General features: G+C 69.7%; 24 protein-coding genes. 15 read left to right on the top strand and 9 right to left on the bottom strand.

Annotated elements, in window-relative coordinates; all coding sequences use genetic code 11:
• Positions 1-17 precede the first annotated feature (17 nt).
• Positions 18-1,631: a peptide chain release factor 3 gene (locus tag AC3WSN_RS17585; protein ID WP_492539652.1), complete on the top strand. Its 1,614-nt coding sequence runs from the start codon at positions 18-20 to the stop codon at positions 1,629-1,631.
• A gap of 134 nt (positions 1,632-1,765) precedes the next feature.
• Here the strand turns inward: AC3WSN_RS17585 and AC3WSN_RS17580 are convergent, their stop codons facing one another.
• The gene (locus tag AC3WSN_RS17580; RefSeq protein WP_192708024.1) at positions 1,766-2,224 is read right to left on the bottom strand and encodes a response regulator; all 459 of its coding nucleotides are present in this window, start codon (positions 2,222-2,224) and stop codon (positions 1,766-1,768) included.
• Positions 2,225-2,232: 8 nt separating this feature from the next.
• Positions 2,233-2,700 carry a BLUF domain-containing protein gene (locus AC3WSN_RS17575; protein WP_192708025.1) on the bottom strand — a complete coding sequence of 156 codons (468 nt, stop codon included), beginning with the start codon at positions 2,698-2,700 and terminating at the stop codon, positions 2,233-2,235.
• 301 nt (positions 2,701-3,001) lie between these two features.
• On the opposite strand from AC3WSN_RS17575, the gene AC3WSN_RS17570 reads away from it, so the two are divergent.
• The 5 genes from AC3WSN_RS17570 (at position 3,002) to AC3WSN_RS17550 (ending at position 8,515) form a co-directional block, all read left to right on the top strand.
• Complete coding sequence (locus AC3WSN_RS17570; protein WP_492539651.1) at positions 3,002-4,285, top strand: flagellar hook protein FlgE; 1,284 nt, start codon at positions 3,002-3,004, stop codon at positions 4,283-4,285.
• A gap of 34 nt (positions 4,286-4,319) precedes the next feature.
• Entirely contained in the window at positions 4,320-6,212 is a 1,893-nt protein-coding gene (gene flgK / locus AC3WSN_RS17565; protein ID WP_492539650.1) for a flagellar hook-associated protein FlgK, read from the top strand.
• Between the two features lie 2 nt (positions 6,213-6,214).
• Positions 6,215-7,741, top strand: a complete 1,527-nt coding sequence (locus AC3WSN_RS17560) for a flagellin (RefSeq protein ID WP_492539649.1) — start codon at positions 6,215-6,217, stop codon at positions 7,739-7,741.
• Between the two features lie 191 nt (positions 7,742-7,932).
• The gene (locus tag AC3WSN_RS17555) at positions 7,933-8,193 is read left to right on the top strand and encodes a hypothetical protein (protein WP_492539648.1); all 261 of its coding nucleotides are present in this window, start codon (positions 7,933-7,935) and stop codon (positions 8,191-8,193) included.
• Between the two features lies 1 nt (position 8,194).
• Entirely contained in the window at positions 8,195-8,515 is a 321-nt protein-coding gene (locus AC3WSN_RS17550; protein ID WP_492539647.1) for a hypothetical protein, read from the top strand.
• An 8-nt stretch (positions 8,516-8,523) separates the two neighbouring features.
• On the opposite strand, the gene AC3WSN_RS17545 is transcribed toward AC3WSN_RS17550, so the two are convergent.
• Genes AC3WSN_RS17545 through AC3WSN_RS17535 form a run of 3 tightly spaced genes read right to left on the bottom strand, consistent with a single transcriptional unit; the run spans position 8,524 to position 10,505 of the window.
• Positions 8,524-8,997 (bottom strand): hypothetical protein, encoded by a 474-nt coding sequence (locus tag AC3WSN_RS17545; RefSeq protein ID WP_192708031.1) that lies wholly within the window; start codon positions 8,995-8,997, stop codon positions 8,524-8,526.
• Positions 8,984-9,343: a rod-binding protein gene (locus tag AC3WSN_RS17540; protein ID WP_238196089.1), complete on the bottom strand. Its 360-nt coding sequence runs from the start codon at positions 9,341-9,343 to the stop codon at positions 8,984-8,986. The genes AC3WSN_RS17545 and AC3WSN_RS17540 overlap by 14 nt, the downstream gene beginning before the upstream one ends.
• A gap of 25 nt (positions 9,344-9,368) precedes the next feature.
• A complete protein-coding gene (locus AC3WSN_RS17535) occupies positions 9,369-10,505 on the bottom strand; it encodes a flagellar basal body P-ring protein FlgI (RefSeq protein WP_192708033.1) in 1,137 nt (378 codons plus the stop codon).
• A 242-nt stretch (positions 10,506-10,747) separates the two neighbouring features.
• Between AC3WSN_RS17535 and AC3WSN_RS17530 the strand changes: the two genes are divergently transcribed.
• On the top strand, positions 10,748-11,176 hold the full coding sequence (locus AC3WSN_RS17530) for a flagellar assembly protein FliX (protein WP_192708034.1): 429 nt from the start codon (positions 10,748-10,750) through the stop codon (positions 11,174-11,176).
• 40 nt (positions 11,177-11,216) lie between these two features.
• On the opposite strand, the gene AC3WSN_RS17525 is transcribed toward AC3WSN_RS17530, so the two are convergent.
• Positions 11,217-12,713: a helicase HerA domain-containing protein gene (locus tag AC3WSN_RS17525; RefSeq protein WP_192708035.1), complete on the bottom strand. Its 1,497-nt coding sequence runs from the start codon at positions 12,711-12,713 to the stop codon at positions 11,217-11,219.
• A 155-nt stretch (positions 12,714-12,868) separates the two neighbouring features.
• Here AC3WSN_RS17525 and AC3WSN_RS17520 point away from each other — a divergent pair, with 155 nt between their 5' ends.
• The 7 genes from AC3WSN_RS17520 to AC3WSN_RS17490 all read left to right on the top strand — a co-directional run bounded on the left by AC3WSN_RS17520 (position 12,869) and on the right by AC3WSN_RS17490 (position 19,061).
• Entirely contained in the window at positions 12,869-14,116 is a 1,248-nt protein-coding gene (locus tag AC3WSN_RS17520; protein WP_492539646.1) for an Hsp70 family protein, read from the top strand.
• Positions 14,117-14,349: 233 nt separating this feature from the next.
• Positions 14,350-14,760 (top strand): cupin domain-containing protein, encoded by a 411-nt coding sequence (locus tag AC3WSN_RS17515; protein WP_492539645.1) that lies wholly within the window; start codon positions 14,350-14,352, stop codon positions 14,758-14,760.
• A 194-nt stretch (positions 14,761-14,954) separates the two neighbouring features.
• Positions 14,955-16,328 carry an MBOAT family O-acyltransferase gene (locus tag AC3WSN_RS17510; protein WP_492539643.1) on the top strand — a complete coding sequence of 458 codons (1,374 nt, stop codon included), beginning with the start codon at positions 14,955-14,957 and terminating at the stop codon, positions 16,326-16,328.
• Between the two features lie 2 nt (positions 16,329-16,330).
• The gene (locus AC3WSN_RS17505) at positions 16,331-17,347 is read left to right on the top strand and encodes a hypothetical protein (protein ID WP_492539641.1); all 1,017 of its coding nucleotides are present in this window, start codon (positions 16,331-16,333) and stop codon (positions 17,345-17,347) included.
• A gap of 173 nt (positions 17,348-17,520) precedes the next feature.
• Positions 17,521-17,940: an RNA polymerase-binding protein DksA gene (gene dksA, locus AC3WSN_RS17500; protein ID WP_192708040.1), complete on the top strand. Its 420-nt coding sequence runs from the start codon at positions 17,521-17,523 to the stop codon at positions 17,938-17,940.
• Positions 17,941-18,180: 240 nt separating this feature from the next.
• A complete protein-coding gene (locus tag AC3WSN_RS17495) occupies positions 18,181-18,594 on the top strand; it encodes a hypothetical protein (RefSeq protein WP_192708041.1) in 414 nt (137 codons plus the stop codon).
• Positions 18,591-19,061 (top strand): hypothetical protein, encoded by a 471-nt coding sequence (locus AC3WSN_RS17490; protein ID WP_492539639.1) that lies wholly within the window; start codon positions 18,591-18,593, stop codon positions 19,059-19,061. The genes AC3WSN_RS17495 and AC3WSN_RS17490 overlap by 4 nt, the downstream gene beginning before the upstream one ends.
• Positions 19,062-19,064: 3 nt before the next feature.
• Here the strand turns inward: AC3WSN_RS17490 and AC3WSN_RS17485 are convergent, their stop codons facing one another.
• Positions 19,065-20,342 carry an NAD(P)/FAD-dependent oxidoreductase gene (locus AC3WSN_RS17485; RefSeq protein ID WP_492539637.1) on the bottom strand — a complete coding sequence of 426 codons (1,278 nt, stop codon included), beginning with the start codon at positions 20,340-20,342 and terminating at the stop codon, positions 19,065-19,067.
• Positions 20,343-20,476: 134 nt separating this feature from the next.
• Between AC3WSN_RS17485 and gltX the strand changes: the two genes are divergently transcribed.
• Entirely contained in the window at positions 20,477-21,817 is a 1,341-nt protein-coding gene (gene gltX / locus AC3WSN_RS17480) for a glutamate--tRNA ligase (protein WP_492539635.1), read from the top strand.
• A 1-nt stretch (position 21,818) separates the two neighbouring features.
• Here the strand turns inward: gltX and AC3WSN_RS17475 are convergent, their stop codons facing one another.
• Positions 21,819-23,105, bottom strand: coding sequence for a hemolysin family protein (locus AC3WSN_RS17475; RefSeq protein ID WP_492543147.1), 1,287 nt, complete (start codon positions 23,103-23,105; stop codon positions 21,819-21,821).
• Positions 23,106-23,452: 347 nt separating this feature from the next.
• Positions 23,453-24,232 carry a class I SAM-dependent methyltransferase gene (locus AC3WSN_RS17470; protein ID WP_492539633.1) on the bottom strand — a complete coding sequence of 260 codons (780 nt, stop codon included), beginning with the start codon at positions 24,230-24,232 and terminating at the stop codon, positions 23,453-23,455.
• Between the last annotated feature and the right edge of the window lie 12 nt (positions 24,233-24,244).

Genomic DNA, 24,244 nt, shown 5'->3' with positions numbered 1-24,244 from the left:
ATCAGAGCGTTCGCTCCATGCTGATGCAGACCAAGACCGAGGCGAGGCCGGCCGATCCGGTGTCGCGGCGGCGCACCTTCGCGATTATCTCCCACCCGGATGCGGGCAAGACCACGCTCACCGAAAAGCTGCTGCTGTTCGGGGGCGCGATCCAGCTCGCCGGCGAGGTCAAGGCCAAGCGCAACCGCGTCTCGACCCGCTCCGACTGGATGGGGATCGAGAAGGAGCGCGGCATCTCGGTCGTCACCTCGGTGATGACCTTCGAGTACGGCGACTGCGTCTTCAACCTGCTCGACACGCCCGGCCACGAGGACTTCTCGGAGGACACCTACCGGACGCTGACGGCGGTCGATTCGGCCGTGATGGTGATCGACGCCGCCAAGGGCATCGAGGCGCGCACGCGCAAGCTGTTTGAGGTCTGCCGCCTGCGCGACATCCCGATCGTCACCTTCATCAACAAGCTCGACCGCGAGGCCCGCGACCCGTTCGAGCTCTTGGACGAGATCGAGAAGACGCTGGCCCTCGACGTCGCCCCGGTCACCTGGCCGATCGGCACCGGCCGCAACTTCTCCGGGACCTACGAGCTCGGTGGCAATCGCGTCCGCCGCCTCGACGCGGCCGAGGATGCCGGGATGGTCGCAGTGTCCGGCCCGGACGATCCGCTGTTCGACGAGCTGCTCACCGAGAATGGCGCCGCCGACGCCTGGCGCGAGGAGGTGGAGCTCGCCGAGGGCGGGCTGAAGCCGTTCGACCTCGACGCGTTCCGCGAGGGCCACCTGACGCCGGTCTTCTTCGGCTCGGCCTTGCGGAATTTCGGCGTGCGCGACCTCATCGACGGCTTGGCCAAGGTGGCGCCGCCGCCGCGGGGCCAGGATGCCGACAAGCGCCTCGTCGAACCGACCGAGCCGCGGATGACCGGCTTCGTGTTCAAGATCCAGGCGAACATGGACCCGAACCATCGGGACCGGATCGCCTTCATGCGGGTCTGCTCGGGCAAGCTCAACCGGGGCATGAAGGCTCGGCTGGTGCGCACCGGCAAGCCGATCTCGCTATCGGCGCCGCAATTCTTCTTCGCCCAGGACCGGGCCATCGCCGACGAGGCCTATGCCGGCGACGTGGTCGGCATCCCGAACCACGGGACGCTGCGGATCGGCGACACGCTCACCGAAGGTGAGGACATCGTGTTCCGCGGCGTGCCGAGCTTCGCGCCGGAAATCCTGCGGCGGATCAAGCTGACCGACGCCATGAAGGCCAAGAAGCTGCGCGAGGCGCTCCAGCAGATGGGCGAGGAAGGCGTCGTCCAGGTGTTCGTGCCGCAGGACGGCAGCCAGGCGATCGTCGGCGTAGTCGGCGCGCTGCAGCTCGACGTGCTGAAGGAACGCCTCCAGGCCGAGTACGGCCTGCCGGTCGATTACGAGACTTCGCGCTTCTCGGTCTGCCGCTGGGTGTCGTCCGATTCGGAAGCCGAACTCGACAAGTTCATCGACACGCACGGCTCGGCCATGGCCAAGGACCTCGACGGAGCCCCGGTCTTCATGGCGACAACCGCGTTCTCGCTCCGGTACGAGGAGGAGCGCTACCCGGCCGTGCGCTTCACCGACGTCAAGGATTACCAGAAGCGGGCAGCCTGAGCTGTCCGAGATGCCGCTTGGGTGACGCCCACGCGTCTATGCGAGCGCAGCGAAGCAATCCGAGGGATCGCTTCCGTGCGGAATAGTCCCGGAGCCCTGGGTCGCTTCGCTGTGCTCGCGATGACGGCGTTGCCTCAGAACTTCCCGAGCATGGGAAACTCCACGCTCAGGCTCGACTCCGCGGCGATCGGCGCCTCGCGCTTGCGCGGCTTGCGGTTGAGCACCTGCTTCAGCTTGGTCTTCAGCACCGCCATGTCGAACGGCTTGAGGATGAAGGCATCCGCGCCCGCCTGGTGCGCCAGGTTGATGTCCTCGAAGTCGAAGGATGATTCGGTCAGCATGAACGGCGTGTTCATCAGCGCGTCGTCGGCGCGGATCTCGCGGAGCAGGCTGAGCCCGTCCATCGGCTCCATGTCGAGGTCGGAGATCACGAGCGCGTAGCGGCGCTGCCTGAGCCGCTCCAGCGCCTCCGGCGCGCTGGTGACGCCCTCGACATCGGGGAATCCGATGCGGGTCATCAGCATCACGATGAGGCGGAGAAGCTTCTCCTGGTCGTCGACGATGAGGATCGGGTGCGTCTCGCTGTCGGACATCGCTCGCCTCAGACGAAGAGATGATCGATGCCCTGACGGGACATCGTGTCGGATTGGAGCGCCAGGCACAGGCCGTGAATCGCCGAGGCCTTCGGCGTCCCGCGCTGAAGCATGGGCAGCAGGTTGGCCTTGGCGAACAGGGTTTCGTTGTTGGCGGTCCGCTGGGCGCTCTTGAACGAATGGACGAATTCACGCTTGGCGATCTCGCGCCATTCGCTGATCTGAACATCTCGATGGCGGCTGTCGGCGCTGACCCGGTCGAAGGTTTCGTGCACCGAGGAGCGTTCGCCCTCGATCACTTGGCAGGCGAAACTGCCCTCGATGACCAGGAAGCTCGTGATCACGGCGAACTCATTCTTTTTCTGAGCCGTGCGGCCGATCTCGCCGATCTGCTCGGACCGCTTCGCGGGGTCCGACGACAGGTTCAGGCGCGAGAAGTATATGATGTGGACGAGGCTCGTCCGTTTCGCCCGCATGACCCTGAGATCCGAAATCCGTAACCGTTCAGCACTTCCGGGCAGGTCGCTTTGCGCCCGATCCTGAGCCCGGGCGCATCCTCGCGCGCGCCGGATAACACCCCGTAAACGACCGGGCGGCGCTCGCCGGTGCCGGGACGGGCCCTGCCGGGCAAGATCTGCCGAGTCCAGGTCTCCAACCGGTCAAGCCTGCCGGGCGCTGGTGGCGGACGTCCTGATTCGTCAGTGGCTTAGCCCTGGCATGGCGGTTGCGGCTGCCCTGGCCTGCGGGCCGTCAGGGCGCGCAACGGGATTGCTTGCCATGGATCTATTCAGCGCCCTTCAGACCTCAGTCTCCGGATTGCAGGCGCAGTCCTATGCCATCAGCAACATCTCCGGGAACATCGCGAACTCGCAGACGACCGGCTACAAGCGCGTCGACACCAGCTTCATCGACATGATGGCGGAGACGACGCAGAAGCGGGAGGTCGCCGGCTCGGTTCTGGCGCAATCGCAGCTGACCAACACCATCGCCGGCAACGTCGTCGCGTCGAGCGTGCCGACCAACATGTCGATCAGCGGGAGCGGCTTCTTCACGGTGGTGCAGAAGACCGGGGACGCCAACGGGGCCGCGACCTTCAGCGGGACCAATGCCTATACGCGTCGCGGCGACTTCGCTCCGACCGCCGACGGTCACTTGATGAACGGTGCGGGCGGGTACCTCACCGGCAACAATCTGGACCCCGTGACCGGTCAGGTCACCAGCGCGGGTCCGATCGTCATCGGGAACCCCGTGCTGCCGGCCAAAGAGACGACACTCATCACCTACTCGGCCAACCTGCCGGCGACGCCGACGGTGAGCCCCTCGGCCGATCCGGCGGGCAGCATCGCCGGCCCATCGCTGACGGCTTATACATCGTCGGGTGCGCCCGTGACGATCAACACGCGCTGGGTTCAGACGACCGCCGGCAGCAACGGGTCTCCCTCGACCTGGAGCTTGCGGTACAACAGCAACGCCGCAGGTACGCCCAATTGGGTCGACTCGGGCACGCAGTTCACATTCGACGCGACGGGAAAATTGACCTCGCCGAGCCCGAGCGCGACCACGCCCAGCACGACCACTATCGACTTGAGCGGCAAGTCGATTGCCGGATACACTTTCAATAACCTCAAGCTGGATGTGACCGGCGGGCTGACGCAATATGCCGACGCCACCGGCGCGGCGACGACCAGCACGCTGAGCCAGAACGGCAATACCTCCGCCACGTTGACGAGTGTTGCGGTCGGCACCGACGGCAAAATCAACGGCACGTTCTCGAACGGGTCGGTGGTCGCGCTCGCCACCGCCGGGGTCGTGCAATTCGCCGATCCGGACGGTTTGAAGGCCGATTCGAACGGCAACTATCTTCAGACGGCCGATTCCGGTCCGCCGATAGCGGGCCTCAATGGCAGCACCATCACGGGAGCGAGCCTCGAGCAGTCCAACACGGATATTGCGACCGAATTCTCTAAGATGATCGTAACCCAGCAGGCCTACTCTGCGAACACGCGCGTCATGTCGACCGCCCAGACTATGATGTCGGACCTGCTCAACGTGATTCGATAATCTGTCTTCCGGAGGTCGCTGAGGAGGCTGTGAAGTGTCGCTGAACGCACTGTCCAACGCGACCGCCGGGCTCGCCGCAACTCAGGCGGCGATCAACGTCGTCTCGCAGAACGTCGCCAATGCGGGGACGGCCGGCTACGTCAAGCGGACGCTCACGTCCGTCGCCACCGGCACCAACAACCTGGGCGTCGCGACCGGTGCGGTCACCCGCAGCTTCGATGCGGCGGCCCTGAAGCAGCTTCGGCTGGAAAGTTCGGGCGCCGCCTACACGAGCACCAAATCCGGGATCATCTCCCAGCTCGATGCACTGTACGGGACGCCCGGCAGCTCCACGGCGCTCGACGGCACGCTGAACACGTTCACCGAGTCGCTCCAGGAACTCGCCGCCAATCCAACCTCGGCGGCTGCACGGACAACGGTGCTGAGCAACGCTTCGGCGCTCGCCAGCCAGATCAACGGAGCCGCCAATTCGGTGCAGAATCTGCGCACCGGGATCGAGGCGCAGCTCGGTGCCGATACGCAATCGGCCAGCTCGCTCCTGTCCAGCATCGCGGACCTGAACAAGAAGATCCAGAATACCACGGACAGCACGTCCCTGGCCGACCTCCAGGACCAGCGCGACCAGGCGATCAACAACCTGTCGAGCTACATGGATGTCAAAACGACCGCGCAAAGCGATGGGACCGTGACGGTCCTGACTCAGTCGGGGGCGACGCTGGTCGATCGCGGCAATGCCGCATCGCTGAGCTTCGATGGCCGCGGGACGCTGAGCGCGAACTCGTCCTATTCGTCCACGCCGCGCACGGTCGGCACGATCACCGCCACGCTGCCCGGTGGCGGCAAGATCGACCTTGGCGAGCCCGGCGTGCTGCGCTCGGGCAGTTTGGCGGCCCAGATCGAGCTGCGCGATCAGACGCTGCCGCAGGCGCAGCGCCAGCTCGACGATCTCGCCGCGGGGCTCGCGAGCTCGCTGACCAACACCGGCACGACCGGCACACTCGGCAGCAGCGGTGACACGCAAATCACCGTCTCGGCGATGCAGCCCGGCAACACGATCACATTTCCTGTCACTGACAGTACCGGTGCCGTTCGCAACGTGACCTTGGTGGCCTCGGCGAAGCCGGGCGGCACGATCGTTCCCGCTGGGCAGACGACAGACGCGAACGGCCTGACTCTGACGTTCGATGCCAGCGGCGACCCGACCACCTACGCGGCGAAGATACAGGCAGCCTTCACGGCGTTTAACGCCACAGGGGCCGCCTACAAGCTTCCGACTCTCGGTGTGACACCTGGGTCCTCGACCGCGACGAGCGCGACCCTGACGCTGACGGCGGGTGGGAAGGTCGCCGCCGCGGCGACAGCCAACATCACGGTTGCTTCCGCCACAGACCTGTACGCCGGAAATCCGTCACTCGCCCTGTTCGTCGACGGGACGAACAACTCGCTCTACACGGGATCCTTCGATAACGGCTCGCAGCTCACGGGCTTCGCGCAGCGCATCGCCGTCAACACGAAGCTGAGCGGCGACACGGCGGCGCTGACTGCGCCTTCCACGGCGACGGGCAGTGGGAATGCGGGCGCGTCCGGCACGCGCGCGCAGAAGCTGTTCGACCTGCTGACCTCAACGCCACAGACCTTCTCGTCGTCGAGCGGGATCGGCGGCGTCTCCGCACCCTACAGTGCCACCGTCGTCGGGTTCGCCCAGGACATCATCGCGTCGCAGGGCGCCGCGTCGGCGAATGCGACAGCGCTCGACGACACGCAGCAGACCGCGCTCTCCACAGCGCAAGGCCGGTTTGCGGCCGGAGCCGGGGTCAACATCGACCAGGAGATGTCGAACCTGATCGCGCTCCAAACCGCCTACGGCGCCAATGCCCGGGTGCTGACCGCGGCCCGCGACATGCTCAACCAACTGCTGCAGATCTGATCATGACGACGATCAAGCCCTTTGCGGCCGGTTCCTACCTCACGAACCGAACGGCCTCGCAGCTGACGACGCTGAAGAGCCAGCTCAGTGATCTGTCGACCCAGCTTTCGAGCGGGCTGACCGCGCAGACCTATGGCGGCCTGGGCTCCGGGCGGTCCACGGCCCTGAGCGCCCAGGCGACTCTCAGTGCGCTCACAGGCTACGCCGCCGGCATCACCGCCGCGCAGACCCGGACGAACGTCGCGGTGACGAGCCTAACGCAAGTGGCGACGTTGGGCATCGATGCGCGCAACACGTTGAACAACGGTCTGCAGAGCACGCCGGTGAACGCGACCGCGGCGAAGACCAACGCTTTGAACAACCTTCAGGCGGCCCTCGATACATTGAACCAGTCGGTGGCCGGCAACTACCTGTTCGGCGGCGAAAACAGCACGACGCAGCCGGTCCTCGACGCGGATACGATCCTGAACGGGAACGGGACTCAGATTGGCCTTAAGACATTCGTTACAAACCAAGTTGCGGCCGATCTCGGCACGGGAAAGAACGGCCAGCTCAAACAGACGATGCCGTCCGCGACCCAGATCGGGCTCCTCGATGATCCGAGTTCTCGGGCTGCAGTCGCGCCGCAGGGCTACGCTCTAGCCGGTGCTGCAACGGCGCCCGCGACCGCGACCGCCATTTCGGCAGTCTATACCGCCGGGTCGACCACGACGTCGGCCGGCGTCGCGATCAGCGTCACCGGGCAACCGGCCGTCGGCGACAGCCTGACGCTGACCCTGCAGCTGCCCGACGGCACGAAGACCGCGGTGACGTTGACGGCGGCGGCCAGCGGCACCACGCCCGCGTCCTCAAGCACGAGCTTCGCGATCGGCGCAGACCCGTCTGCGACGGCGCAGAATCTCAACGACGCCCTGACCAGCGCCCTCTCGGCGTCTGCCGGCAGCACGCTGGCGGCGTATTCCACTGCCCGCGCGGCGAACACCTTCTTCTCCGCGCCGAACCCGACAACCACCGCCGCGAACACCGTCGTCTGGTACCAGGGCGAGAATGGGCCGGCCGACCCGCTCAGCACCCAATCGGTCCAGGTCAGCGCGGGGAGCAGCGTTCAGATCGGTGTCCGCGCCAATCAGCCGGCGATCAGCAACGTGCTCGCGGGCCTCGCGACCGTGGCTCTCGGCATGCCGAGTTCGTCGGATCCGAACGCGGCCGCGATCTACAGCGCGATCAGCGGCAAGGCGCAGCCCCTTCTCTCGTCGGCCGATACCAGCCCCGGCACGTCCTCGACCGGGGCGCTCCCGAGCGTGCAGGACACGGTGACACAGCTCAGCCTGGCATCGACGCGCTTGTCGAACGCGGCGACGACCAACAAGGCCACCCAGAACACGCTTCAGAACACGCTCGACGGCATCGAGCAGGCGCCCACCGAGGAAGTCGTCGCCAAGCTGCTGGACGTGCAGAACCGACTTCAGGCGAGCTACCAGGTCACGGCTTCGCTCTCCAAGCTGTCGCTGGTCAATTACATCAGCTGAGGTCGGCCGCTCCCAGCTCGAATCGGCGCCGGCTGTCCGAGACCGCCTGGGCGCCGCGAGACGACGCGTATCCGCCTGTCGTGGACCGGGTCCGGATCGACCGCCCCGATCATAGTCTTGCCGTTTTCGCGTATTGAACCGCGGCGTGCGGACGCGCATCCGTGCCGTCGGTCCAACGAGGAGAGGTCCGCGTGTCGCTGTCCGAGCCCGTCGAACTCGTCCGCCGTCTCGGCTTTGCGCCGCGGATCGGCGCGATCTTCATGGCCGAGCAGGCCGTCGACACGTACCTCGCCGGCTACAGCCATCCCAATGACCGCACCATCGCGCTGGACATTCTCCTGCGCGATCTCGCGCGGCTGCGCGTCCAGGAGGCCGCCCTGGACCGGTTCATCGGCGAGGTCGAGACCTACATCGATCTGCTCCATCGGGATCTTGCCCGGCGGGCGGCCTGAGATGGCCAGGCTGGTTCTGCCGATAGCGGTCGCCGTGGCGCTGGTACTCGTGGGTCCGGCCCTGGCCGTCGATCTGCAGAAGGCGCCGGTCACGCCGGGACTGGTACCGTGTCCATCGAAAGGGCAGGGCTTCGTCCGCATGCCGGGCAGCGACAGCTGCGTCCGCATCTCCGGGCGCGTCACCGCCGGGATGGACATGCGCGCCGGGCACGGGGTCGCGGCAGCCCCGGTCGTCGCGGGCCGCCTCGCCATCGACAACCGGGCCGACACGGATCTCGGCGAGGTGCGGACCTACGTGCGGATCGGCAACGGTCGCCGCTGAGGCGGTGCCTAGAGGCTCCGCGACAGGACCAGCGGGCCGCTGCGCACGCCGCGGCCGTACGGCGAGGGCGCCGGAGCCTGGCGGCCGTAGCCCACCGGCATCTGCGCGCGCCCGATCTCCTCGGCGAGCGACTTGATCAGGCCCTCCGAGACGGTTTTGGCGCTGGCCAGGACCGCCTGGTTCGCCTCCACAGCCGCGGTGAAGCGGCGATGCGCCGACCGCAGCATCTCGACCCCCTCGGGGTGGAAGCGCTTCAGTGCGACGGCGTTCGCCTTGGCGGCTTCAAGCCCCTGCATGTAGGCGGCGGCGAGCGCCGCCTTCGGTTCGGCCGCCACGGTGCTCTCCCGCAGACGCCCGGCCCGGACATGGGCCGCCTCGTCGGCCAGAACGGTCTCCAGCGCGGCCATGTTGCCGAGCACGCCCGCGACGAGCGCCTCGGCGGTCACGCGATCCGCGACGCGCAGCGGTTCAGCCCTTTGCATTGCTCGCTCCCTCGCTCGCCGCACCCTGCAGCTTCAGGATCTCACGGAAGATCGAATCGGCGATGCCGACGCCGCCGCTCTTCACGATCTGTCCCGCGTATTCCTTGGTCAACATCGAGCGGTAGACGCCACCGCCGGTGCCGTTCTCGCCGAGAGGACCGTCGGTCCCTTCCGACTGGGTCAGCCGGTCGAGGCTGCTCTCGAGGAACATCGATTCGAATTCGGTCGCGGTCTTCCAGGCCTTGGCCTTGTTGGCGGTCTTGATGATGCCGTCGACCGCGCTGCCGGCCGCCGAGGTCCCGACGCCGGCGGCGGCCTTGGCCGCGAGAGTGGCTAGCTGCAGCATGGTTCGACCCTCCCGTTCCGTCTGATCACATCAGCTCGATATCGGCCTGCAGGGCGCCCGCCGTCTTGATCGCCTGGAGGATCGAGATCAGGTCCCGCGGGCCGACGCCCAGCGCGTTGAGGCCGTCCACCAGCTCGCGCAGGCTGACGCCTTCCTTGACGAGGGCGAGCTTGTTGCCGTCGCCGGTATCGACCTTCAGGCCGGTGCGCGGCACCACGACGGTGCGGCCGTTGGACAGGGGCGCCGGCTGGCTGACCTGCGGCTGCTCGGTAATGGTGACCGTGAGATTGCCCTGCGCGATGGCGACCGTGGAGACGCGCACGTCGCGGCCCATCACGATGATGCCGGAGCGCTCGTCGACGATGACCCGGGCCGTCTGATCGGGCTCGACCTTGAGCTGCTCCACCTCGGTGATCAGCCGGATCATGTTGCCGGTGTAGCGGGGCGGGATCTGGATCGTGACGGTCGCCGGATCCGTGGGCTCGGCGGTATCGGCGCCCATGAAGTCGTTGATCGCGGCGGCGATCCGCTTCGAGGTGGTGAAGTCGGGATTGCGCAGGGACAGGCGCAGCGAGCGGGCATCGTTCAGCTTGAACGCGATCTCGCGCTCGATATTGGCGCCGTTGGAGATCCGGCCGTTGGTCGGCACGCCCCGGGTGATCTTGGCGGCGTCGCCCTCCGCCGAGAAACCGGCGATCGCCACCGAGCCCTGGGCCAGGGCGTAGACCTCGCCGTCGGCGCCGAGCAGCGGGGTCACCAGGAGCGTGCCGCCCTGGAGGGACTTCGCGTCGCCCAGCGACGAGACCGTCACGTCGATGCGCGAGCCCTGCGCGGCGAAAGGCGGGAGATTGGCCGTCACCATCACGGCGGCGAGGTTCTGCGTGCGCATGGTCGCCCCGCGCGTGTTGACGCCGAGGCGCTCCAGCATCGCCTGGAGCGACTGCTTGGTGAACGGGATGTTGTTCAGCGTGTCGCCGGTGCCGTTGAGGCCGACCACGATCCCGTAGCCGACGAGCTGGTTCTGGCGTACGCCCTCGATGGAGGCGAGATCCTTGACCCGCGACAGGGCGAGCGCCGGGCCGGCCAGCGCGACGAGGAGCAGCGCACCGGTCAGGGCGCCGAGCAGGGACCGAAGGAGACTGAACGCGGGACTCGGGCGCATGCCGGCTAATCGAGGGTGAACGGACCTGCCGCCATCCTGCCAGGGCCGTGCCAAGCGGGCCGTATCGGCAAGCCCTTGAGGGACCTTGCTTTATCCAGAAGCGGCGCGTGTGGGTCGTCCTGCGGTACCGGCACGGAAGCTGCCGACCCGGCAGCTTCTGCCGGCCCGTTTACCCGCGCTTAACCCTGCGGGCCGACTTACTGGTCCTGCGCAGGGGCGCTTGGGGCAACGCGAACAGGATCATGCGCGTCGAGACTCGCCAGCCGATCCAGAGCGCGGGCGGCGTCGCGGCCCCCCGGCGGCCCGAGGGTGGAGGAGGCTTCAGCCTCGGCGCCGCGCCCGGTTCCGCCGCGAGCGCCAACGCGCCCGCGGCAGCGGCTACGCTGGCGGGGCTCGACGCGGTCCTGCTCCTCCAGGCCGAGAGCGAGACTCCGCAGGAGCGGCGCCGTCGCTCGGCCAAGCGCGGCCAGGACCTCCTCGACGGCCTCGACCGGCTGAAGGCCGCCATCCTCGGCGGCCGGGTTGCCACTCATGAACTCCGATCCATCGCGGGCCGGCTCAACGAGCGCGCGGGCCTCTCAGGCGATCCGCGCCTCGACGGGCTGATGGCCGAAATCGAACTCCGGGCAGCGGTGGAGCTTGCCAAGCTGGAAGTCGCTCGGGGCGCCTGACCGCGTTGCCGCTCGCGATGACGGACCGATTAGCCGCGCGCTACACCGCCCGGCGTTTCGGGCCGGTCGGCAGCATCTGCGGCTCACCCGGCCCCGTCTCCACGCCGAGATCCGGCACGGCGATGATCGGCGCGCCGCGCAGGTCCTTCCGCGTGATGATCGCGCCGCGCTCCTCCAGATAGGCGAGCATCCGCCGGGCGCGGCCGCCGGAGCTGGTGCCATAGGCCTCGGCCAGCATCGCGTCGGTCGGGCAAGGGGCACCCTCGATTGCCGCCCGGGCCACCACCAGGAACAGCCCGGCGAGATCGTCCGGCAGGCCCGCGGCGATCTCCTGCGCCCGCTCCCAGCCGGAATTGTCCGTCACCGCCCCTCCGGCCTCGGCCCGCGCCACCGCGAGCCGCCGCTTGAACTCGGGCAGCCCCATCGTGTCGCCGCGCAGGCGCCGGATGCGGCAGCGGACCGTAAAGTCCTGGTAGAGGGTGGCGGGCGTGCAGGCGGCCGCGTCGGCATCCGCCAGGACCGAGGCAAGCACCTCGGCCAGCGCCGCCTCGCGCGCCTCCGGATCCATCGGCTCCTCCTCCGGCTCCTCCACGGGCGCCGGCGGCCGGTAATTCGCGAGCTGCACCAGCACGTCCGGAGCCGGCGTCGGCCGCGGCTTCGGCCGGGGCACCAGCGGGACCGCGATCTCCGCCGGGCTTGCCGTGAGGATGAGCGCGCGGGCGTCCTCGGTCGGATCGGGGAGGGGAACCAGAACCGGCGAGGAGCTTCGGCTTACGGTCTGTGTCGGGCCGACCGCGATGGTGAGGGGTCGTCGCGACAGCGCCGGCCCGAGCGCCACGAAATGTCCGCGCGGCAGATCGCGGAACGTCTCGGCCTGACGGCGCTCGAGGCCCAGGAGGTCGGCGGCGCGGGCCATGTCGATGTCGAGAAAGGTCCGGCCCATCAGGAAGTTCGACGCCTCGGCCGCGACGTTCTTGGCGAGCTTGGCGAGCCGCTGGGTCGCGATGATCCCGGCCAGCCCGCGCTTGCGGCCGCGGCACATCAGGTTGGTCATGGCGCCGAGCGACAGGCGCCGCGCCTCGTCCGAGACCTCGCCGGCGGCCGCGGGCGCGAAGAGCTGCGCCTCGTCGACGGCCACCAACATCGGATACCAATGGTCGCGGTCGGCATCGAACAGGCCGCCCAGGAAAGCGGCGGCCGCCCGCATCTGCCCGTCGGCGTCCAGATTCTCCAGCGACAGCACCACCGAGACCCGATGGGTCCGCACCCGCGCGGCGATCCGCTGCAGGGCCACGTCGTCGCCGTCGGCCTCCACGACCACGTGCCCGTAGCGATCGGCGAGGCTCGCGAAATCGCCCTCCGGATCGATGATCGCCTGCTGCACGAGCCCGGCGCTCTGCTCCAGAAGGCGCCGCAGCAGGTGCGACTTGCCGGAGCCCGAATTGCCCTGGACCAGGAGCCGCGTGGCGAGCAGTTCGGTGAGGTCGAGGAGCGCGGGGCGCTCGCCGGTCAGGCCGAGATCGATGTCGGAACGCATGGCGCCTCATAGCATGCCGGCGACGGTTCCGGGTGGCCCGCCGGACAGCTGTCCACGCTTCCCGCCATACCTGCCACGCTCTGCCGGCCTGGACCCGGGCGCCCCGGCCCTGTAGGGCCACGCCCCTCCCTGCGAAAATCCGGACCCACGACACGATGGCGGCCTGCGGCCTCGATTTCGGCACGTCGAACACCACGCTCGGTCACACCGGTCCGGATGGACCGACCCTGCTGCCCCTTGAGGAGGCGCACCGGACGATACCGAGCGCGATCTTCTTCGAACTCGGCCGCGACCCGGTGATCGGCCGGGCCGCCACGGCGGCCTATGTCGAGGGCCGGTCGGGACGGCTGATGCGCGGGCTGAAATCGGTGCTCGGCACGCCGCTGATGGAAGAGGCGACGCCGGTCGGCCGGCAGCGCCTGCGCCTGCGCGACGTGATCGCCCGCTATCTCACGGCGGTGAAGGCCCGGGCCGAGGCGGCCTGCGGCGAGGTCCTCGACAGCGTGGTCCACGGACGGCCGGTCCATTTCGTCGACGGCGACCCGGAGGCCGACCGGCGCGCCGAGGACACGCTCCGCGAGATTGCCCGCGACGTCGGCTTCCGCGAGGTCTCGTTCCAGTACGAGCCGATCGCCGCGGCCCTCGATTACGAGCGGCAGGTTCGGTCCGAGGAGATCGCGCTGGTGGCCGATATCGGCGGCGGCACCTCGGACTTCTCGATCGTTCGCCTGTCGCCCGAGCGGCGGGGGCGCCCGGACAGGGCCGGCGACATCTTGGCCAATGACGGCGTGCGCATCGGCGGCACCGACTTCGACCGGCAGCTCAGCCTCGGAACGGTCATGCCGCTGCTCGGCCTCGGCAGCCCGATGCGCCGGGGCGATCTCGCCGTGCCGAACGCCTACTACCACGACCTCGCCACGTGGTCGGCGATCAACCGCCTCTACAATGCCAAGACGGCGCGCGAGATCGACGAGGTGATCCGCGACTGCGCGAGGCCCGACCTCGTCGGGCGGCTGCGCGAGGTGGTCGAGGGCGAGCGCGGGCATGCCCTCGCGGGCGTGGTCGAGGGCGCGAAGATCGCGGCCTCTGAGCGCGACGCGACGATGCTCGATCTCGATTTCGTGGAGCGCGGTCTGGCCGCGCCGGTCGATCGTGCGACCTTGTCGGCGCAGACCGGAGACCTCGCCGGCGCCGTGGCGGCGCGCATCGACCGATGCCTGTCCCAGGCCGAGCTGTCGCGGGAGCGGATCGACGCCCTGTTCCTCACCGGAGGCTCCACCGGTCTGCCGCACCTGCGCGCCGCGCTGACCGGCGCCCTGCCGGCCGCGCGCGTCGTCGAGGGCGACACGTTCGGTTCGGTGGGGCTCGGACTGACCATCGAGGCGGACCGACGCGGCGCGTGAGCCGCAGCGCCGGCTGATCCGGCGCCCGCAACGGGGCTCGATTTGCGATGATCACCTGCATTGTCAGGACGAACGATTGCTCTTACAACTGTACATTCAGTCGATAGACTGTCGAACGAGATGAAATCGGATTGGAGTGAATGCAGTCGAAGAGCATGCGAGGTTTATGATTGATGATCTGGCGACCTGACCGGGTCCAAGAGGTCCGTGTCGGGCACGAGGGGAGAAAGCGCATGTTGAGCAGGCGGATGTTCACCGGTTGTGCGCTCTGCGCAGCGATCGGCCTCGTGGCGGAAGACGTATCGGCACAGGCGCCGAGCGGAATAAAACGGACGATTACATCTCGTATCGATGGCCCGATGCAGGGTTACGAGACGCTTCAAGTCATCGTCGATGTCGAGCCGAACTTCCTCATCGATTGGCACACCCATCCCGGTACCGAGGCGGGCTACGTGCTGGAAGGCGTCGGCGAGTTGCGCGTCAAGGACGCGGGAACGCAGCAGATCAAGCCCGGCGCCTCCTGGGTGACCCCGGCGGAAACCCCGCACACGCTGAAGAACGGATCGCAGCCGAGCAAGCTGTTCGTCACCTTCACGGTGCAAAAGGGCAAGCCGCTGGCGACACCGGTCCCGGCGCCGACGTAAGCGCCCTGCCTCGGCAGCGATGCGCAGGATCGGCCGCGGCCGGCCTGATCACCGGTCGCGGCGAGGCGTCGGGCACGACCGCGTGCCGCGCGTCGGCCGGCGATTGACGGGCCGGCCCTGATCCCCGACAAGGCGGTCCCTTCCGCTCGGAGACAACGGCGGCCCATCCGGGCTCCTCCGCGCCGCCTCGCCCGATGCTGTTCAACTCCTTCGTTTTCCTCCTCGCCTTCCTGCCGGCCGCCCTGATCCTGCACGGGCTGGTGACGCGCGCCGCGCCCGCGTGGCGGCTGCCGCTCCTCGTCGGCCTGTCCTTCGTATTCTATGGCTGGTGGGATGTGCGCTTCGTGCCGCTGCTCGCCGGCTCGATCCTGGCGAATTGGTGCGTGGCCCGCGTCTATCGCCGGTATCCCGGCCGCTGGCTGATCCCGGCCGCCATCGCCGCCAACCTCGCGCTGCTCGGCGTCTTCAAGTACCTCGACTTCTTCGCCGATCTCGCCAACCTGATCCCCGGGCTCGGGGCGCCGCGGCTCGGCCTGGCCCTGCCGCTGGGCATCTCGTTCTTCACCTTCCACCACATCATGTACCTCGCCGACCTGCGGGCCGGTCGGGCGCCGGCCTTCGGGCTGGTGAAATACGCCCTCTACATCGCCTTCTTCCCGCAGGTTCTCGCCGGCCCGCTCGTGCGCTGGAGCGAGATCATGCACCAGTTCGACGAGCGGCCCTACGCGCGGCCTGACGCCGCCGAGCGCTTCGCCCGCGGCCTGATGCTGCTCACGGTGGGCCTGGCCAAGAAGGTGTTCCTCGGCGATCCGCTCGCCGAATACGTGAACCCGGTGTTCCAGGCGGCCGCCGCGGGAAAGGCGGTCACGGTCGTCGAGGCCTGGCAGGCGACGCTGGGCTTCACCTTCCAGATCTATTTCGACTTCTCCGGCTACACCGACATGGCGCTCGGCATCGCCCTGCTGTTCGGCCTCATCCTGCCGCAGAATTTCGACGTGCCGTACCGCGCCACCTCGCTGAGCGACTTCTGGCGGCGCTGGCACATGACGCTGTCGCGCTTCCTGCGCGACTACCTCTACATCCCGATGGGCGGGAACCGCCGCGGCCTGCCGCGCCAGGTCGGCGCGCTCGCCGCCACCATGACGCTGGGCGGGCTCTGGCACGGGGCCGGGCTGACCTTCCTGACCTGGGGCGCCCTGCACGGGCTCGGCCTCGGCGCCGGGGTGCTGACGCGCCGCGCGCGGATCGCGATCCCGGCGCCGCTCGGCTGGGCACTCACCAGCCTGTTCGTGGTGCTGACCTGGGTGCTGTTCCGGGCGACCAGCTTCGAGGCGGCGCTGGCGATCTTCAAGGGCCTGTTCGGGCTCGCGCCCAAGGGTTCGGGCTTCAAGTGGCGCACCATCGCGGTGGCGGCCCTCGTGGCGACGATCGGGCCGACGGCCTGGGCGGCCGTCCACCGCCTGCCGCCGCGGCGCCTTCTCGCCTTCGGCTTCGCACTCCTGTTCGTGCTCGTCCTGCTCAAGATCGGCGACGATGCGAACTACGAGTTCATCTACTTCCAGTTCTGAGCATGGCGGCCCCCCAGCTCACCACGGACCGGGCGTGGCGGCGTTTCGCCGGTACCCTGTTCCTGTCGATGGTCGCGCTGTTCGCGGCCTATCTCGGCCTCGCGGCCCTGGTCGATCCCTACGACACCGGGCGCTCGACCCTGCTGTCCCAGGGTGCCGTTCGCCCGCAGGGACCGCGCACCGCGTCGGCCGTCCGCGGCCGCGATCCGGCCTATTCCGGCGCCGTGATCGGCAACTCGCACATCCAGCTCATCGAGCCGGCGGCGCTGAGCCGGCTCACCGGCATCCCCTTCGTCCAGCTCTCGGTTCCGGCCACCGGCCCGTCGGAGCAGTTCGCGCTGCTCGGCTGGTACCTGCAGCACCATGCCCGGCCCGAGGCGCTCGTGCTCTCGGCCGACGCCTTCTGGTGCGCGGACGATCCTTCCTTTCCGAGCGAGCACGGATTTCCGTACTGGCTGCTGGGCGATTGGCCGGCCTACCTGCGTGGCCTCCTGCGCTTCACGGCCGCTCAAGAGACGGTCAACCGGGTCGGCTGGCTCCTGAACGGCCGCCATAAGACGGCGGCCGCCGACGGCTGGTGGGACTACGAGCACAATTATCTCAGCCAGGGGTTCGGCATCGATCCCGCGAAGAAGGCGGCGCTGGAGAGGCCGGTCGGGCCCGAACCCGAGCCGCATCACGGCGGCCCGTTCCCCATTGCCGAACGGCTGCGCGCCGAACTCGCGCGCATCCCCGCGCAGACCCCGGTCGTGCTGGTCTTCCCACCCGTCTACGCCCGCGCCGAGCCTGCGCCCGGCAGTCCGCGGGGCGCCGCGGAAGCGGCCTGCCGCGCGCAGGTGCGCACCGTCCTGGCAACCCACCGGCTGAGTGCGGTCGTGGATTGGCGTGACGGCCGGCCCGAGGCGGCGAATCCGGACCTGTTCTTCGACCAGACGCATTACAGGCTGCCCCTGGCACGCAGCCTGACGACAGAGATCGCCGCCGCGATCGTACGGTTGCGGACGCATATGACAGAGTAAAAGATCTGTACCGTGGCCGGTTTGCCGCACGCGGCGCTGCAGTGACAGTCGGATACAAGCCCTGCCTCACGGCGCGTTGTCGCGCTAGATCGCCTCGACTATACGGCACCTCACGTTATCGCCGCGCACCGGCCATCCCCTGGTGGGCGGTTAGAATCCAGCGAGGGTGACGCATGGCGAAGGTGACGCTGGAGGACGGCTACGTCCCGTCCGACGACGAGCCCTTCATGAACGACCGGCAGCGCGAATATTTTCGGCGCAAGCTGCTGAGCTGGAAGAGCGACATCCTGCGCGAGGCGCAGGATACCCTCGTGGCGCTGCAGAGCGAGAACGAGAACCATCCCGATCTCGCGGATCGCGCCTCGTCCGAGACGGACCGGGCGATCGAGCTGCGGGCGCGGGACCGCCAGCGCAAGCTCACCGGCAAGATCGATGCGGCGCTCGCCCGTATTGAGGATGGCTCCTACGGCTTCTGCGAGGAGACCGGCGAGCCGATCTCGCTGCGCCGGCTCGACGCGCGGCCGATCGCGACGCTCTCGCTCGAGGCTCAGGAGCGGCACGAGCGGCGCGAGCGGGTCTATCGCGACGACTGATCTCGGGTCGCCGCGCGCGGATTCCGGAGGCCCGTCACGTCGGCGCGGCCTTCTGAGAGGTCGCTCCAGGGCGGTCGATAGTGAGGTCCGTCCTGTTTTCGACGGCTGAGTCTTCGTCGCCAGCGCTCTCATCGATCGTGGGCCTGTCCCCGAGGCCACGTGCGTCGGCCGGGTCTGACGCAGTTGACGCGGAAATCCCTCGCGCCACTTCGTCGCCAGCCAGCGTGGCCGGAGAAGCGCATGAGATCCCCCCTGATCGCGATCGTCGCCAGTGCGGTCGCGGCGCTCGCGCTCGCCGGCTGCGAGGCGCCGAAGCCGGGACCGGCCGGGCCGCCCGGTCCGAAAGGCGATCAGGGGCCGCCGGGGCCTCAGGGGCCCGCGGGCCTGAACGGGGCGACGGGCGAGCGCGGCCCCGTGGGCGAGCGGGGCGCCGCCGGACCAGCGGGTCCGCCGGGCCCGGCCATGAACAGCCTGATCCGGCTCGACGTGGCCTGCCACCGGGATGAGGAATTGATCGGCGCCTATTGCCGGGGCATGGCGGTTGTCCCGTCCGTGACCGTGACGGACGGCGTGTCCACGGTCGGCTGCCTCGACATGACCGCGAAGGCTGCCAAGGATGCACAACCCGTCGCAGTCTGCATGAAGAAGCCATGAGAGCCCTCGCTCCCGCCCTCCTCGGCGCGCTCGTCTCCACCGCGGCCTGCGCGCAGCCGTTCGTTCCCTCCGAGCGCGCGGCCATCGACCTCGTGCGCGAACGGCGCACTGCCGGCTTCACGACGGTGGCCCGGACCCTGGCCTATGCCGAACGCGTGACCGGGGGCGCCTTCCGGTTCGGAGGCTACCGGGTCGATTACCGCCCGGATGCGCCATTCGCCCGCGTGCGGATCTGCTATCGCCTGGGCATCGATCCGCCCACCTGCGGCCTCGAATACCGCGTCGCCGTCAATCCACCCCATGCCGAGCCGTCCGACCGCTACAACGGCCTGACCCGCGACCTGGAGCACGGACCGCGCGCGTTCCTGCGGGCGCTCGCCCGGGAGGCCGACCTCCAGCGCCAGCCGGACGTCCTGCGCAAGGTTCAGGCGGCGCTGGACCCCTACAACCCCTACGATTGGCGCTGACGCTCAGAACAGGCGCGGCCAGCGCAGCAGCCGCTCGGGCGCGAAGGGGGCGACCGGAACGGCCGGAGTCCGGCTGGTGGCGAGATCGGCGACGACCTCGCCGGTGATCGGCCCGGTCGAGAGCCCGATATGGCCGTGGCCGAAGGCGAACAGCAGCCCCTCGTGCCGGGGCGCCCGGCCGATCACCGGCAGGCCGTCGGGCGTCGACGGGCGCGAGCCGAGCCACGGCTCGTTGTCGAGCGCGCCTCCGAGCCGCAGCGTCCCGGCAGCCTCCTGGGAGGCGGCCTCGATCTGCGTGTAGTCCGGCGCCGCGTCGCGGGCGTTGAGTTCCACCCCGGACAAGACTCGCACCCGATGGTCGCCCATCGGCGACAGGATGGAGCCGGCGCCCGTGTCGAGCACCGGCCGCGTCAGGGGCGGACTCTCGGGGTGCAGGGCGTAGTGGCGGTGATAGCCGCGCTCGGCCGCCACCGCGAATCGGTATCCGAGCGTCCCGGCGATCTTGCCCGACGCGGCGCCGGCCGCCAGCACGACCTGCCGAGCCCGCACCGTGCCGGCCTCGTGGGCGATTGCCCAGCCGCCCGCTTCCGGCGCAAGCCGGCCGACGCTGCCGCGCAGCCGTCGCCCGCCGAGGCCGGCGAACAGCGTCTCGCAGGCCTCGATGAGGCGGCCCGGTTCGCGGACGGAACCGGTCTCGGTGAGCAGCATGGCCCGCGCATAGGGCCGCACCAGGGCCGGCTCGAGATCGCGCACGCCTGCCGTATCCAGGATCTCGAAGGCGACGCCGTGCTCAGCCAGGATCTCGCGCTCCAGCGCGGCGGACGCGAACGCGGCCTCGGTGCGGTAGGCTTTCAGCCAGCCGGTGCGCTGGAGCCGGTCGGTGGTGCCGGCCCGGGCCGCCAGGCGCTCATGCGCCGGGTAGGCGGCGCTCGTCAGCGGCAGCAGCGCCGCCGCGGCCCGGCGCCAGCGCGAGGCCCGCGCGGCGGCCATGAAATGCGCGCCGTAGGCGACGACCTGCGGGAGATGCGCGTGGTTGAGACGCAGGCCCCGGTCGGCGTTGCGGAGATAGGCCGGGAGCTTGCCCCAGAAGGCGGGGCTCGCCATCGGCAGGATGGAGCCGCGGCTGACCACGCCGGCATTGCCGTAGGAAGTCCGGGCCCGGGCCTCGCCCGGATCGCACAGGACAACGTCGAGGCCGCGGTCCTTCAGCGCGATGGCGCTGGCCAGTCCGACCATCCCGCCGCCGACCACCACGATGTCGGCCGTCTCGTCCGTCGCCATGCCGCCACATCCTGCACCGCACCAAGCGGGGCGTTCTGACCGGTTTTCGCGGCTCTGGGTAGCGCGTCCGGGCAGGGAGGCGCTGTCACGTACGCAGGCACCATTTTGCTGCAAGATCGGCTACAGAGCGGATCATGACCCTCGTCCGCTTCGCGCCGTCGCCGACCGGCTACCTCCATATCGGCAATGCCCGGCCGGCCCTGCTCAACGCCCTGTTCGCCCGCAGGACGGGCGGCCGGTTCCTGCTGCGCCTCGACGACACCGACGCGGAGCGCTCCACCGCGGAGTTCGCCGCGGCGATCGAGGAGGATCTGGCCTGGCTCGGCATCGTGCCCGACCTGTTCGCCCGCCAGAGCGCGCGCACGGCTCAGCACGATGCCGCCGCCGATCGTCTGCGTGCGGCGGCCCGGCTCTATCCCTGTTACGAGACGCAGGAGGAGCTGGAGCGCCGCCGCAAGCGCCAGCTCGGGCGCGGCCAGCCGCCGATCTACGACCGGGCGGCGCTTCGGCTCACCGCCGAGGAGCGCGCTGCCCTGGAGGCCGAGGGCCGCCGGCCGCATTGGCGCTTCCTGCTGGAGGCCCGGACGGTGGCGTGGGACGACCTCGTCCGCGGCCCGGCCCATGTCGATTGCGCGTCGCTCTCCGACCCTGTCCTGATCCGGGCCGACGGCACCTACCTCTACACGCTCCCCTCGGTGGTGGACGACGCCGATCTCGGCATAACCCACGTGATCCGCGGCGAGGACCACGTCACCAATACCGGCGTTCAGGTGCAGATCTTCGAGGCTCTCGGCGCCGCCGTGCCGGTCTTCGGCCACCACAACCTGCTGACGACCGCGGACGGGGAGGGGCTGTCGAAGCGGCTCGGCCACCTGTCGCTGCGCGGCCTGCGCGAGGCCGGCTACGAGCCCGCCGCGGTGCGCTCGCTCGCCGTGCTCACCGGCTCGGCCGAATCGGTGCGGGCCGTGCCCGACCTCGACACGCTCGCCGGGCTGATCGATCTCGGCGAGATCTCGCGGGCGCCGGCCCGGTTCGATCCGTCGGAACTCGACGGCCTCAACGCCCGCCTCGTCCACGCCATGCCATATGCCGAGGTCGCCGACAGGCTGGCCGCTCTCGGGATCCCCTCCGACGGCGCCGAGGCGTTCTGGCTCGCGGTCCGGGCCAATCTCGACCGGGTTCCGGAGGCGGCCGCGTGGTGGCGGGTGACGACCGGGCCGCTGGAGCCGGTGATCACCGAGCCGGCGGTGATCGCGGCGGCCCGGGACAGCCTGCCGCCGGAGCCCTTCGGGCCTGAGACCTGGAAGGCCTGGACGGCCGAGATCAAGGCGCGCACCGGCGCCAAGGGTCGGGGCCTGTTCATGCCACTGCGCCTCGCGCTGACCGGGCTCGAGCACGGGCCGGACTTGTCGGGCCTGCTGCCGCTGATCGGGCGCGACCGCGCCGCGCGGCGGCTTGCCGGCGAGACCGCCTGAGCTACTCCGCCTCGACCTCTTCCAGCCGGGTCGCTAGCAGCTTGTCGACGCGGCGCCCGTCGAGATCCACCACCTCGAAGCGCCAGCCGGCGATCTCGCAGATCTCCCCGGTCTCCGGCAGGTGCTGGAGCGCCGCGATCACGAGGCCCGCCGCCGTCGCGTAGTCGCGGGACGGCGGCAGCCGCAGGCCGAGCTGGTCGGCCAGTTCGTCGGCCGGCATCGAGCCGGCGATCAGCCAGGAGCCGTCGGATCGGCGCACCGCATCCGGCTCGACATTCTCCGACCGGAATGCCCCCGCGATCGCGTCGAGGATGTCGGCGGGCGTCACGAGCCCATCGAAATGCCCGTACTCGTCGTGAACCAGCGCGATCGGCACGGGCGCCTTGCGCAGGGTCTCGAGGGCGTCGAGGGCATCGAGGGTGTCGGGCAGGACCGGGGCCGGGCGGACATGGGCGCGCGGATCGAGGGGCTCGCCGCGCGACACGGGGCCGAGCAGGTCGCGCACCTGCAGGATCCCGATCATCGCGTCGGGACCGCCATCGGCCACGGGCAGGCGAGCGTGGGGGCTCGCCAGGATCTGCGCCCGGACGCTGTCGGGGTTGTCGGCGAGGTCGATCCAGACCACGTCGGTGCGCGGGGTCATGACGCCGCGCACCAGCCGGTCGCCGAGGCGGAGCACGCCGGAGATCATCGCGCGCTCGTCGCCCTCGATGACGCCGGCCGTCTCCGCCTCTGCCACGAGGCTGCGGATCTCCTCCTCGGTCACCGCGCTGGCGCTCTCGGTCTCCTGGCCGATCAGGCGGAACACCGCCCGGGTCGAGGCATCGAGGAGCCAGACGGCCGGCAGGGCCGCTCGAGAGACCACCCGCATGCCGGGCGCCACCGCGCAGGCGATCCGCTCCGGGTTGCGCAGGGCGAGGTGCTTGGGCACCAGCTCGCCGATGATCACCGACAGGTAGGTGATCACGCCGATCACCAGCGTGTAGCCGAGCGTGTCGGCCCAGGCCTTCGGCAGGCCGAGATCGATCAGCGTCACCGCGAGCCGGTCGCCGAGCGCCGCGCCCGACACCACGCCCGACAGGATGCCGATCAGCGTGATGCCGATCTGCACGGTGGACAGGAAGCGGCCCGGCTCCTCGGCGAGCGCGAGCGCCGCCTTGGCGCCGGGGCGGCGGTCGGCCGCGAGGGCGCGTAGCCGGCTCTTGCGCGCCGAGACGACGGCCAGCTCCGAGAGGGAGAAGACGCCGTTCAGCGCGATCAGCAGGACGACGACGATAAGCTCGATCAGGCCGGATCATTGAGCCGCGTGCCCGGCGAGCGGGACCGGCTTCCTCTGGTGGCGCGGGCATCCAAGATGGGTGCAGGGTGTAGACGCTTCAACGGCCAAGCCTCATCCGGCCTACGCATCGATTGTGCCGTCGAGACCGATCCGGCGTGGCAAGTCCGTCATCGACTCCCCCGTCATTCCGGGGCGCCGCAGGCGAGCCCGGAATCCAGATGCACGTCAGTGCAGAACCGTGCGCGACGGTGGGTCTGGATCCCGGGCTCCGCTGCGCGGCCCCGGGATGACGGCGGATATCGGTGGGCCGGTTTCGGAACGCTTGAACGGCGATGAGGCCAAGGGTCGATCCCCGATTACGCAGCCTCGCCGTACGGGCGGGCCTCGATCAGCACGGAGTCGAGCAGGAAGCTGCCATCGGGCTCGATCGCGAAATGGGCCGCCACCTCCGCGGGGGCCGAGGCCTGCAGCGCCCGGATCGCCGCAACGTTGGCCGGCGGCCTGCGCATCCGGGCGATCCAGCTCGCGAACTCCATGCGCGGCCGGCTCGCCAAGGGCTGGCCGGGAGCGAAGCCTGCCGCCTCCAGCATCGCGCGCCATTCCGAGACCCGGTAGTCGCGCACATGCGAGGGATCGCGCAGGAGTTCCACCGCCTGCAGATGCGTGTCGAGGAGCGGCTCCTCGGGCGAGACGATATCGCAGACGATCAGCAGCCCGCCCGGCTTCAGCACCCGCCGCGCCTGCGCCAGGGCGGCTGGGACGTCGCGCCAGTGATGGGCGCTGTAGCGGGTCAGCACCGCGTCGAAGTTCGCCTCCGGAAAGGGCAGGGTCTCGGCGGCACCCTGCCGGGTCTCGATGCGCTCCAGGCCGCGCCGGGCCGCCTCGGCGGCCACCGCCGCCAGCATGGCGTCCGAGAGGTCGTAGGCGGTAACCGCGGCGCCGGCCGCGGCGGCCGCGAAGGCGACGTGACCGCCGCCGCAACCGAGATCGAGCACCCGCGCGCCCGGCATCCCGCGGACCAGCGCACCGATCCGGTCGAGATCGGCACCCGCGGCATGCACGGCACTGGTCACGTAGGCCGCGGCCTGGCTGCCGAACTGGTCGACGACGTGGCTGACATGGCTGCGCGCGCTCATGAGGTTACCTCC

Source organism: Methylobacterium sp. FW102-HT35C08 (genome assembly GCF_058790235.1).
This window is presented reverse-complemented; position numbering and strand designations above follow the sequence as displayed.

Coding starts and splice junctions, on each gene's coding strand:
- AC3WSN_RS17585 (WP_492539652.1), top strand. CDS start 18: ATGCTGATGCAGACCAAGACCGAGGCGAGGCCGGCCGATCCGGTGTCG.
- AC3WSN_RS17580 (WP_192708024.1), bottom strand. CDS start 2,224: ATGTCCGACAGCGAGACGCACCCGATCCTCATCGTCGACGACCAGGAG.
- AC3WSN_RS17575 (WP_192708025.1), bottom strand. CDS start 2,700: ATGCGGGCGAAACGGACGAGCCTCGTCCACATCATATACTTCTCGCGC.
- AC3WSN_RS17570 (WP_492539651.1), top strand. CDS start 3,002: ATGGATCTATTCAGCGCCCTTCAGACCTCAGTCTCCGGATTGCAGGCG.
- AC3WSN_RS17560 (WP_492539649.1), top strand. CDS start 6,215: ATGACGACGATCAAGCCCTTTGCGGCCGGTTCCTACCTCACGAACCGA.
- AC3WSN_RS17550 (WP_492539647.1), top strand. CDS start 8,195: ATGGCCAGGCTGGTTCTGCCGATAGCGGTCGCCGTGGCGCTGGTACTC.
- AC3WSN_RS17545 (WP_192708031.1), bottom strand. CDS start 8,997: ATGCAAAGGGCTGAACCGCTGCGCGTCGCGGATCGCGTGACCGCCGAG.
- AC3WSN_RS17540 (WP_238196089.1), bottom strand. CDS start 9,343: ATGCTGCAGCTAGCCACTCTCGCGGCCAAGGCCGCCGCCGGCGTCGGG.
- AC3WSN_RS17535 (WP_192708033.1), bottom strand. CDS start 10,505: ATGCGCCCGAGTCCCGCGTTCAGTCTCCTTCGGTCCCTGCTCGGCGCC.
- AC3WSN_RS17530 (WP_192708034.1), top strand. CDS start 10,748: ATGCGCGTCGAGACTCGCCAGCCGATCCAGAGCGCGGGCGGCGTCGCG.
- AC3WSN_RS17525 (WP_192708035.1), bottom strand. CDS start 12,713: ATGCGTTCCGACATCGATCTCGGCCTGACCGGCGAGCGCCCCGCGCTC.
- AC3WSN_RS17520 (WP_492539646.1), top strand. CDS start 12,869: ATGGCGGCCTGCGGCCTCGATTTCGGCACGTCGAACACCACGCTCGGT.
- AC3WSN_RS17515 (WP_492539645.1), top strand. CDS start 14,350: ATGTTGAGCAGGCGGATGTTCACCGGTTGTGCGCTCTGCGCAGCGATC.
- AC3WSN_RS17510 (WP_492539643.1), top strand. CDS start 14,955: ATGCTGTTCAACTCCTTCGTTTTCCTCCTCGCCTTCCTGCCGGCCGCC.
- AC3WSN_RS17505 (WP_492539641.1), top strand. CDS start 16,331: ATGGCGGCCCCCCAGCTCACCACGGACCGGGCGTGGCGGCGTTTCGCC.
- dksA (WP_192708040.1), top strand. CDS start 17,521: ATGGCGAAGGTGACGCTGGAGGACGGCTACGTCCCGTCCGACGACGAG.
- AC3WSN_RS17495 (WP_192708041.1), top strand. CDS start 18,181: ATGAGATCCCCCCTGATCGCGATCGTCGCCAGTGCGGTCGCGGCGCTC.
- AC3WSN_RS17490 (WP_492539639.1), top strand. CDS start 18,591: ATGAGAGCCCTCGCTCCCGCCCTCCTCGGCGCGCTCGTCTCCACCGCG.
- AC3WSN_RS17485 (WP_492539637.1), bottom strand. CDS start 20,342: ATGGCGACGGACGAGACGGCCGACATCGTGGTGGTCGGCGGCGGGATG.
- gltX (WP_492539635.1), top strand. CDS start 20,477: ATGACCCTCGTCCGCTTCGCGCCGTCGCCGACCGGCTACCTCCATATC.
- AC3WSN_RS17470 (WP_492539633.1), bottom strand. CDS start 24,232: ATGAGCGCGCGCAGCCATGTCAGCCACGTCGTCGACCAGTTCGGCAGC.